At 73.2% G+C, this 9,180-nt stretch carries 9 protein-coding genes; 4 read left to right on the top strand and 5 right to left on the bottom strand.

Annotated elements, in window-relative coordinates:
- Nucleotides 1-1,653, top strand: a 1,653-nt coding sequence (locus G5C65_RS24690; protein WP_165301121.1) for an aminotransferase class I/II-fold pyridoxal phosphate-dependent enzyme, incomplete at its 5' end; no start/stop codon positions are given.
- A gap of 12 nt (nucleotides 1,654-1,665) precedes the next feature.
- Here the strand turns inward: G5C65_RS24690 and G5C65_RS24685 are convergent.
- From G5C65_RS24685 to G5C65_RS24670, 4 genes are all read right to left on the bottom strand, one after another.
- Complete coding sequence (locus tag G5C65_RS24685; RefSeq protein ID WP_165301120.1) at nucleotides 1,666-2,205, bottom strand: toxin; 540 nt, start codon at nucleotides 2,203-2,205, stop codon at nucleotides 1,666-1,668.
- Nucleotides 2,206-2,212: 7 nt separating this feature from the next.
- Complete coding sequence (locus G5C65_RS24680) at nucleotides 2,213-2,665, bottom strand: helix-turn-helix domain-containing protein (protein ID WP_165301119.1); 453 nt, start codon at nucleotides 2,663-2,665, stop codon at nucleotides 2,213-2,215.
- Between the two features lie 439 nt (nucleotides 2,666-3,104).
- On the bottom strand, nucleotides 3,105-4,445 hold the full coding sequence (locus G5C65_RS24675; RefSeq protein WP_338146632.1) for an MAB_1171c family putative transporter: 1,341 nt from the start codon (nucleotides 4,443-4,445) through the stop codon (nucleotides 3,105-3,107).
- Nucleotides 4,446-4,484: 39 nt separating this feature from the next.
- The gene (locus G5C65_RS24670; protein WP_165301118.1) at nucleotides 4,485-5,204 is read right to left on the bottom strand and encodes a TetR/AcrR family transcriptional regulator; all 720 of its coding nucleotides are present in this window, start codon (nucleotides 5,202-5,204) and stop codon (nucleotides 4,485-4,487) included.
- Nucleotides 5,205-5,304: 100 nt separating this feature from the next.
- Here G5C65_RS24670 and hglS point away from each other — a divergent pair, with 100 nt between their 5' ends.
- On the top strand, nucleotides 5,305-6,753 hold the full coding sequence (gene hglS, locus G5C65_RS24665; protein WP_165301117.1) for a 2-oxoadipate dioxygenase/decarboxylase: 1,449 nt from the start codon (nucleotides 5,305-5,307) through the stop codon (nucleotides 6,751-6,753).
- Nucleotides 6,725-8,254, top strand: a complete 1,530-nt coding sequence (gene amaB / locus G5C65_RS24660) for an L-piperidine-6-carboxylate dehydrogenase (protein ID WP_165301116.1) — start codon at nucleotides 6,725-6,727, stop codon at nucleotides 8,252-8,254. Before hglS ends, amaB begins: the two co-directional genes overlap by 29 nt.
- Before the next feature lie 3 nt (nucleotides 8,255-8,257).
- Here amaB and G5C65_RS24655 read toward each other — a convergent pair whose 3' ends face one another.
- Nucleotides 8,258-8,551 (bottom strand): putative quinol monooxygenase, encoded by a 294-nt coding sequence (locus tag G5C65_RS24655; protein WP_165301115.1) that lies wholly within the window; start codon nucleotides 8,549-8,551, stop codon nucleotides 8,258-8,260.
- 239 nt (nucleotides 8,552-8,790) lie between these two features.
- Between G5C65_RS24655 and G5C65_RS24650 the strand changes: the two genes are divergently transcribed.
- Nucleotides 8,791-9,057, top strand: coding sequence for a GlsB/YeaQ/YmgE family stress response membrane protein (locus G5C65_RS24650; RefSeq protein WP_165301114.1), 267 nt, complete (start codon nucleotides 8,791-8,793; stop codon nucleotides 9,055-9,057).
- Nucleotides 9,058-9,180: the final 123 nt, after the last annotated feature.

Raw genomic sequence — 9,180 nt, 5'->3', positions numbered from 1 at the left:
GTCGACATATCCCGCCGGGACCTCACGCCCGCCCGGAGCGCCGCCGCCGCGCCCTCCGCCGCCGGGCCCAGCGGTACGGGGACGGCGGACGGCCCGGAGCACCCGGACCGGGAGGGCCGGGTGGACGTGGGAGCGGTCGTCCTCGAAGAGGTGGCGCGGGTGGGGGTGTTCCCGCCCGGCGGCGTGACCACCCGGTCCGTGCTGGAGGACGACCTCGGGTTCGACTCGCTCATGCTGCACGACCTGCTGGCCGGCATCCGCAAGAGGCTGCCGGACACCGACATCCCCGCCGAGGACGTCCACTCCTCCGGCATCACCGTCCAGCAGCTCATCGCGCTGGCCGACCCGGGCGCCGCCGGGGACCCGCTCCCCCGCCCGGCGCCGTCCCGGGAGCCGGCGAGGGAGGCGGAGGCGGAGGCGGACCCGGCGGGCTGGGACCCGGCGTCGGGCCGGGTGACGGACTTCCCCGAACTGCGGGCGTTCGAGCGGCGGCTGGACTGGCTGCACGGCTCCGGCGCCGACAACCCGTACTTCCGGGTCCACGAGGGGACCGTGGGGAACACCACGCGGGTCGGCGACCGCGCCTACCGCTCGTTCGGCAGCTACAACTATCTGGGCCTGTCCGGGCATCCGGAGGTCAACAGGGCCGCGCGGGAGGCGGTGGACCGGTACGGGACGTCCGTGTCGGCGAGCAGGCCGCTGGCCGGGGAGCGGGAGCTGACCGTGCGGCTGGAGCAGGCGCTGGCGGACTTCCTCGGCACCGAGGACTGCCTCGTGCTGGTCAGCGGCCACGCCACCAACGTCACGGCCGTCGGGCACCTGGTCGGCTCCGAGGACCTGATCGTGCACGACGCGCTGGCGCACGACAGCATCCTCCAGGGCTGCCGGCTGTCCGGCGCCGCGCGGCGCCCGTTCGCGCACAACGACCTCGACCAGCTGGAGGAGATCCTCCGCCGGAACCGCTCGCGGTTCCGGCGCACGCTGATCGCCGTCGAAGGCGCGTACAGCATGGACGGCGACCTGGTGGAGCTGGACCGGGTGATCGAACTGAAGGAGCGGTACGGGGCGCTGCTGCTGGTCGACGAGGCGCACAGCATCGGCACCGTGGGAGCGCACGGCCGGGGGGTCGGCGAGTTCTTCGGTGTCGACCGCTCCGGGGTGGATCTGTGGATGGGCACGCTGTCCAAGGCGTTCGCGAGCTGCGGGGGCTATCTCGGCGGCTCGGCCCGGCTGATCGCCTGGCTGCGGCACACGCTGCCCGGGTTCGTCTACAGCGTCGGAATGACCCCGGCGAACGCGGCGGCGGCGCTGGCCGCGACCGAGCTGATCGCCGCGGAGCCGCACCGGGTGCGCGCGCTGCGGCGGAACGCGGAGCGGTTCCTGGATCTGGCGGGCGCCGCCGGGCTGCCGACGGGCAGCAGCAGGCACACCCCGATCATCCCGTGTGTGCTGGGCGACTCGGAGCGGACGCTGCGGCTCGCCGACCGGCTTGCCGCGCGCGGGGTCCTGGTCGACCCGATCTTCCACCCCGCGGTGGAGGAGGGCCTCTCCCGGCTCCGGTTCTTCGTCACGAGCGAGCACACGGAGGATGAGATAGCCGAGACGGTGGCGGCGCTGACCGAGGAACTGGAGGCAACCGGCACCCCTGCGTAGCAGGGCACTCCCTCACTCCAGGGTGCGCTCGACACGCTGGATGACGTCGTCGCCGTCACCGCTGTCACCGCTGTCACCGCCCTCGGCGCCGCCGACATGCTGGGCGAGCAGATAGGCGATGACCTCGGCCTCCTGCTCCTGGACGTCGTCGTACGTGGCGCGCTTGAGCATGTCGCGCACCAGGCTCGGGTCCAGGTTCGGGAAGAGGAGGCGGGCGCTCTCCTCCTCGGCCCAGCCCGCGCCGCGGTGCCGGCAGATGATGTGGCCCAGCTCGTGCAGGATGATGTGCTCCTGGTGGGCGCTGGTGGTGTTGGCGTCGTAGAAGACGATGTCCTCGTCGTCGGCGCTGAGCCACATCCCGCACGGCTGGGCCGCCTGCATGGGCAGCGGGACAGGGGTGATCGGCCTGCCGCGGACCTCGCTGAGGTGGCGGCAGAGGCTCTCCACATCCGCCAGCCGGGGCAGACCCAGCTCGGCGATCCTGCGCGCGGCTGCTCTGCGGAGCTTCCTGAGCTGCTGGCGGCGCCGCTGGCCGGCCAGCCGTCCTTTCATGGTGCGCTCATTCCCGATCGGATGCGGGCGGTACCGAATCGGTGACGGGCGGGAGGCCCTGCATCTGGCGGTACTGGTCCATGATGGCCGTGATCGCCTGAAGGTTCTCCTCGCGCATCCCTGCCGCGCGCATGGCGACGGCGCGGACGCCGACCTGGCGCATGGCCTCCACCGCCGAGACCTCGGCGAGCACGGACTTGGCGACCTGCTCGTCGAAGAAGTACGCCACGGAGACCCCGAAGAAGCGGGCCAGCGCGGCCAGCAGATCCGGCGAGGGGTTGGCCCGCTTGCCGGTGCGCAGCTGGGACAGATAGACGCCGCCGACCCGGAGATCCGGATTGATCTCCTTCAGCTCGGCTGCGACCTCGGCGTTGGTCCAGTGCCTGCCCTGGGGGCGAACCGTCCTGAAGAGGTCGTCCAGACGTACCGACAGGGTTGGCCGATCTCCTGCCTCGGACACCCTGCGTTCCCTCCCGTCCTTACTCGGCGTCACCCTAGGCCATTCAACCCTCCCAGACCAGTCGGACGTTGACAATCGCACGGGTATCCATGAGGCTGGGTACCGCCAATAGCTGACAGCTAACTCAACCACCACCGGGGGAGGTTGAGATAGCGGGCAGCATCTGGCAGCGCTGCCCAGTCCACGCAGGTCGTGGACACGCCGAGCGGGGCCCGGCCATCCGCTCCGCTCGGCACGGGTCGGCGCGGCACCGGCGCCTCGGGCCGGGCCGAGACACGAGCACCGTCTCAGCACCGTTCCATGCCCTACGGGGGTGAGCATGGAGACACCAGGTCCCGGGCCGGGCTCGGCGACCGCTGAGCCGACTGGTCCTGTCAACAGCCCGTTCGAGGTGCCGCGCGGCCGCGGGGCGCTGACCGTCCCGCGCCGCACCAGGCGGTCAGCGGGGAGCACCGGAGCCGGATCCGGCCTGCGGTGCTCCGTCCCGCCGGGCGTCGGCACCGCCGTCGGGGACGCCGACGGCCCCGTCGGCCCCGTCGGCCACGTCGGCCACGTCGGCCACGAGTGCGAGCTCCGGCTCGGCTCCCCGGTCGGCCTGCCGCGTGCCGTCCAGCTTGCGGTAGGCCAGGGAGACCTGGACGAGCCAGTGCACCTCGGCGTCGAAGTTCTCCGCGTCCCGGTGCTCGAAGGCGCCGGCCGCCCGGCCGGCGCCGGGCCGGGCACCGGCGCGCTTGGCCCGCAGCGCCTGCCGGATCTGCGCCGCCTCGGCACACGCCTGCCGGTCCTCCTCACCCGCCGGCGCGGGAGCGGAGCCGTCGGAGGAGCCGTAGGAGGAGCCGTCGGAGGCGGAGGCGGAATCGATGTACGGGCGCAGCTCCCGCCATCCGTCCCGGATCTCGACGACCCGCCGGTGCAGCCGGTAGCGCAGGTCGGACACGGCGGACGCCGCCGAGGGCTCCAGCACGATGTCCGGCGACGACTCGTACAGGTCCCGCCACAGCGGATACAGCGCCCGGTAGGAGCGGTAGTTGCGCGCCCAGGCGCCCAGCTTGGACAGCGAAGGGCCCCAGGACGAGATGGTCATGCTGACCGACACCATGGCGATGCCCACCGCGCTGAACACCGAGGCGGCGGCGAGCTGCCCGTCGCTCGGCTCGGCCCCGATCACGGCGCTGAGGATGTTGGCCGTCCGGGTCAGGCAGTACAGGAACAGCACCACGGCGCCCGCGGAGAGCAACCGCAGGGCGCGCCGCAGCCAGGGCTTGTCGGTCATCCGCGCGTACGGGCCGCACTGCAGGAAGATCGTGACGACGGGCACCGCCTGGGACACGATGAAGACCAGCAGATAGGTCAGGATCAGCGGGTGGTCGCTGCCCGTGTTGAAGGCGTCGGCCGGCTTGTCCGGCCCGTCCCCGACCAGGAACAGCACCACGAGCAGCACGTCCAGCGCGCCGCCCGCCAGCAGCCAGCCGCGCACCTTCCGCGCGGCGCTCGCCTGGCCGCTGGCCCACCGCTGCAGGATGATCTGGGCGCTGACGCAGAAGGTCACCGCCGAGAGGTGCATCAGCAGAATGGCGAGGTTGCCGACGCCCAGGAAGGTGTCGCCCTGCTGTGCGAGGGCCCCCATGGTGAAGGTGACGCACTGCAGCAGCAGGGTGATCACCAGGCCGCGGTAGGCGGTGTCGCGCCAGCTGCGGTGCGCCTGGCACAGCCGGTAGAGGAGCGCGAAGTACGAGGCGAAGGCCGCGATGAGGAAGCAGACGGTTCTGACGGTGTTCACCAGTGAGTCCCCGTGGATGCCGCGTACGCGACGGTTGGCCTACTCGGTCAGCGGTACGTCGAGCCCGACGCTCTCCGCCGCCACGGCGATGCCGTAGTCGAAGAAGGCGGCCTGGTCCCGGACGCTGTCGTGGGTGCGGCTGAAGACCTCGAACGCCAGCAGCCCGATCAGGTTGCTCCACAGCACGATCCCGCGCTCGATGAGATCGCCGTAGGGGGCCTCGGGCACCCCGCCGAACAGTTCGACGGCCTCCGGCCGCACCAGCGGCGGGCCGGGCACCGCCCGCCGGGGCGGGGTCAGCTCGCCCGCCTCCAGCGCGCCCCGCACGGCGCCGGCCAGCACCGCGGGGATCCGGGACGCGGGGCCGACGGTGTCCGCGGGAGCGTGGTAGCCCGGCACGGGTGAGCCGTAGACCAGCGCGAAGCGGCCGGGGTCGGCGATGGACCACGCGCGCAGCGCGCGGGCCGCGGCCAGGAAGCGCCCGCCCGCTGTGGCGCCGCTCTCGGCGGCGGCGCGGTCGGCGTCCTCCATGGCGGCGGCCGACTCGTTGTAGGCGTCGATCAGGAGGGCGGTCAGCAGCTCGTCGCGGTGCGCGAAGACGCGCTCGACGTCGGCGCGGGAACGGCCGCTCTCCTCGGCGACGGCGTCCAGGGACAGTTCGGCGGCGCCCAGCTTTCCGAGCAGTCGCAGGGCGGCCGCCTTGACGGGGGTCAGCAAGTCTCCATGCGCCTCAGTGGTGTTGTCACTGGAGTCATCCATGCCAGCACCGTACCGTTCGGGGGAACGGCCATGGGTCACGGGACCGAAAACATTCACGAGTGGCCGGAGCTCCTCCGGCGGACGAAAGGCACCGTCACCGATGATCGCCCAGTGGCGGCTGCGCGCCGCCTTCGCCCAGCGGCTCTCCGCGATGTACGGGCGGGAGGTGCCCGCGTACACCACGCTGGTGGACGTCTCCCGCGAGGTCAACGAGGACGTGCTGCGCGCCCGGGGCGCCGCCGCCGAGCGGCTGGGCTCCGTGGGCCGGCTGACCGCCGAGCGGCACGGCGCCATCCGCGTCGGCACGCCCCGGGAGCTGCGCCAGGTCGCCCGGGTCTTCGGCGCCCTGGGCATGCGGCCGGTCGGCTTCTACGATCTGCGGGAGGCCGCCGTCGGCGCGGTTCCCGTCGTCTCCACCGCTTTCCGCCCGGTGGACGGCGAGGAGCTGGAGCGCAACCCGTTCCGGGTCTTCACCTCCCTGCTCACCTCCGCCGACCCGCGGTTCTTCGACGAGGAGCTGCGCGCCCGGCTGGAGACCTTCCTGTCCGCACGCGAGCTGTTCCCGCCCCGGCTGCTCGACCTGGCCGACCGCGCGGCGGCGGAGGGCGGGCTGGCCGAGGCCGACGCCGAGCGTTTCCTGCGGCTGGCCGTAGGGTCCTTCGAGCTGTCGCCTGAGCCGGTGGACCAGGCGTGGTACGCGGCGCTGGAGCGGGTCTCCGGCGTCGCCGCGGACATCGGCGGGGTGGGCAGCACCCACCTCAACCACCTCACCCCGCGCGTCCTGGACATCGACGAGCTGTACCGGCGGATGACGGCGCGCGGCGTGGAGATGATCGACACCATCCAGGGCCCGCCCGCCTGGGCCGGCCCGGATGTGCTGCTGCGTCAGACGTCCTTCCGCGCCCTGGACGAGCCCCGCGCGCTGCGCACCCCGGACGGAACCGTGGTCACCGGCGCGCTGCGGGTGCGCTTCGGCGAGGTGGAGGCCCGGGGCATCGCCCTCACCCGCGAGGGCCGCGCCCGCTACGACGACCTGCTCGCCCTCGTCGACCGGCACGCCGCCGACCAGCCGCACACGCCCCGGAGCGCGCTGGCCCGCGCCGTGTGGGAGGAGCATATGCCGCGCACCGAACGCGAGCTGGCCGCCCGGGGGCTGGGCTTCTTCACGTACCACACGGTGCCCGGCCGGCCCCGGGACGGCACCCGGCCGCCCGCAGCGCCGGACGCGCTGCTGGCCGGCGGCTGGGTGCGCGCCGAGCCGATCGTCTACGAGGACTTCCTGCCCCGCTCCGCCGCCGGGATCTTCCAGTCCAACCTCAGCGGCACGGGCGCCCGGAACGCCGCCCGCGAGGGCGCCCGTTACGATGCCGCCTGGCTCTCCGGGGCCCTGGACCGCGAGGTCCTGGACCCGTTCACCCACTACGCGCGGCAGCGGGACGCCTCCCTCGCGCGGGTGGCCGGCGAACTGGGTCTGGACCCGGGCGCCCTCGTCCGCACCGACCCGCACCGCAAGGAGTCCCATGACCAGCACCCCGCTCCCCGGCACTGAGGACCTGCGGGCCCGCGCGAAGGCGAGCCTGGAGCGGGTCGGCGCCACCCTCCCGGACGGCGCCGGACTCCGGGCCCGTACGCCCATCACCGGTGAGGACCTCTTCGACCTGCCCGCTGCACGGGCTGCGGACGCGGAGGAGGCCGCCGGCGCGGCCCGCGCCGCGTTCCCGGCCTGGCGCGGCACCCCGGCGCCCCGCCGCGGGGAGCTCGTCCGCCGCCTCGGCGACCTGCTGCGCGCGCACCAGGACGAGCTGGCCGACCTCATCACCATCGAGGCCGGGAAGATCCGCTCCGAGGCGCTCGGCGAGGTCCGGGAGATGATCGACATCTGCGACTTCGCCGTCGGCCTGTCCCGCCAGCTCTACGGCCGCACCATCGCCTCCGAGCGCCCCGGGCACCGGCTGGCCGAGACCTGGCACCCGCTCGGGGTGGTCGGCGTCATCTCCGCGTTCAACTTCCCCGCCGCCGTGTGGTCCTGGAACACCGCTGTCGCGCTCGCCTGCGGCGACACCGTGGTGTGGAAACCGTCCGAGCTGACCCCGCTGATCTCGCTGGCCTGCGCCCGGCTGCTGGAGCGGGCCGCCGAGGACACCGGCGCGCCCCGCGACGTGCACCGGCTGCTGCTCGGCGACCGCGCCGCCGGCCAGGCGCTGGTGGACGACTCCCGGGTCGCGCTCGTCAGCGCCACCGGCTCCACCCGCATGGGCCGCGAGGTCGGCCCGCGCGTCGCCGCCCGGTTCGGGCGCAGCCTGCTGGAGCTCGGCGGCAACAACGCCGCCGTCGTCGCGCCCTCCGCCGACCTCGACCTGGCGGTGCCGGCCCTCGTGTTCGCCGCTGCGGGCACCGCGGGCCAGCGCTGCACCACCCTGCGCCGCCTGATCGTCCACCGCGACCTCGCGGACACCCTGACCGGGCGCCTGGCCGCCGCGTACCGGAAGCTGCCCATCGGCGACCCGTTCGACCCGCAGACCCTCGTCGGCCCGCTCATCTCGCCGCGCTCCTACGACGCGATGCGGGACGCCGTCGACCGGGCTACGGCGCGCGGCGGCGAGGTGCTCGCGGGCGGCGGGCGGCGGCCGGCCGACTCCGCGCCCGGCGCGGTGTACGCAGAGCCGGTGCTGCTGCGCGTCGCCGAGCAGTTCGACGTGGTACGGGAGGAGACGTTCGCGCCGATCCTGTACGTGCTGACGTACGACACGCTGGAGGAAGCCGTCGCGCTGCACAACGACGTGCCGCAGGGCCTCTCCTCCAGCATCTTCACCCGGGACCAGCAGGAGGCGGAGTACTTCCTGTCCGCCGAGGGCTCGGACTGCGGCATCGCCAACGTCAACATCGGCACCTCGGGGGCGGAGATCGGCGGCGCGTTCGGAGGCGAGAAGGAGACCGGCGGCGGGCGGGAGTCCGGGTCGGACGCGTGGAAGGCGTACATGCGGTCCGCGACCAACACCGTCAACTACTCCAGCCGGCTCTCCCTCGCGCAGAACGTCAGCTTTCTGTAGCGGTCAGTCGAAGGGCGGGCCGGTGCGGGCGATGTCGTGCTTGAGGACCTGCGCTTCCTCGATCTCGACGGAGCCGGACGGCACGGGCGCGTTCGCGCGGAACGTGTCGAGCGCCTCCCGCGACTCCCAGTACTCGAAGATGTTCACCCGCCCCGGCTCCACCGGGTCGGGTGAGATCGACAGGTCGAGGCAGCCGGGCCGGGCGCGCCCTTGGGCCACGACCTCACCGTGCCCCGCGACGAACGCGTCCCGCTCCGCCGGGTCCACGTACACCTTCCCTGCGACGATCACTGCCATGGCACGCTCTCCCTCTCGCACACGGGTGGATGGCCTCTCGGGGTACGGACCTCCACCGGACCCGGAACTCATCGCGTCCCCGAAGCGGCACGGGCCCGCATCCGGCGGGCCGCACCGGCCGTACCATTCCGTACCGGACAGTTGCGCAAGGGTGGAACCTTTCTGCGGGGCCCGCGCGTCTGTCCCTGTGCTGTGTCACTGAAGGTCTGTGTCACTGAAGGAGAGGGAGAGGGGGCGGCATGGGGATCGTCAGCTGGATCATCCTCGGCCTGCTGGCCGGAGCCGTGGCGAAGATACTGCTGCCGGGACGGGATCCGGGCGGCCTCATCGGGACCACGCTCATCGGGATCGCCGGAGCGTTCGTCGGCGGCTGGATCTCGGCGAGATTCCTGGACCGGCCCGTCCAGAACGACTTCTACGACCTGCCCACCTGGGGCGCGGCCATCGGCGGCTCGCTGGTGCTGCTGATCGCCTACCGCCTGCTGTTCGGCCACTCACGCCGCTAGATGGTTGATGTGCTTTTACGTGCTGGCCAGCGGGGCCGTGTGGTCGTAGTGGATCAGCGAGCGTTTCCTGTCGGCTCCGCAGGCCCAGTTGTGCCAGATCGCCGTGTTGAGGGCCAGGAGCCG

Source organism: Streptomyces boncukensis (assembly GCF_011045075.1).
GTDB lineage: Bacteria > Actinomycetota > Actinomycetes > Streptomycetales > Streptomycetaceae > Streptomyces > Streptomyces boncukensis.
The sequence above is the reverse complement of the archived record's forward strand: the minus strand, read 5'-3'. Positions and strand labels throughout refer to the sequence as shown.

Bases quoted from the DNA above. Each gene is read 5' to 3' on its own strand.
- G5C65_RS24685 (WP_165301120.1), bottom strand. From the start codon at position 2,205: ATGAAAGGACGGCTGGCCGGCCAGCGGCGCCGCCAGCAGCTCAGGAAG.
- G5C65_RS24670 (WP_165301118.1), bottom strand. From the start codon at position 5,204: ATGGATGACTCCAGTGACAACACCACTGAGGCGCATGGAGACTTGCTG.
- hglS (WP_165301117.1), top strand. From the start codon at position 5,305: ATGATCGCCCAGTGGCGGCTGCGCGCCGCCTTCGCCCAGCGGCTCTCC.
- G5C65_RS24650 (WP_165301114.1), top strand. From the start codon at position 8,791: ATGGGGATCGTCAGCTGGATCATCCTCGGCCTGCTGGCCGGAGCCGTG.
- amaB (WP_165301116.1), top strand. From the start codon at position 6,725: ATGACCAGCACCCCGCTCCCCGGCACTGAGGACCTGCGGGCCCGCGCG.
- G5C65_RS24655 (WP_165301115.1), bottom strand. From the start codon at position 8,551: ATGGCAGTGATCGTCGCAGGGAAGGTGTACGTGGACCCGGCGGAGCGG.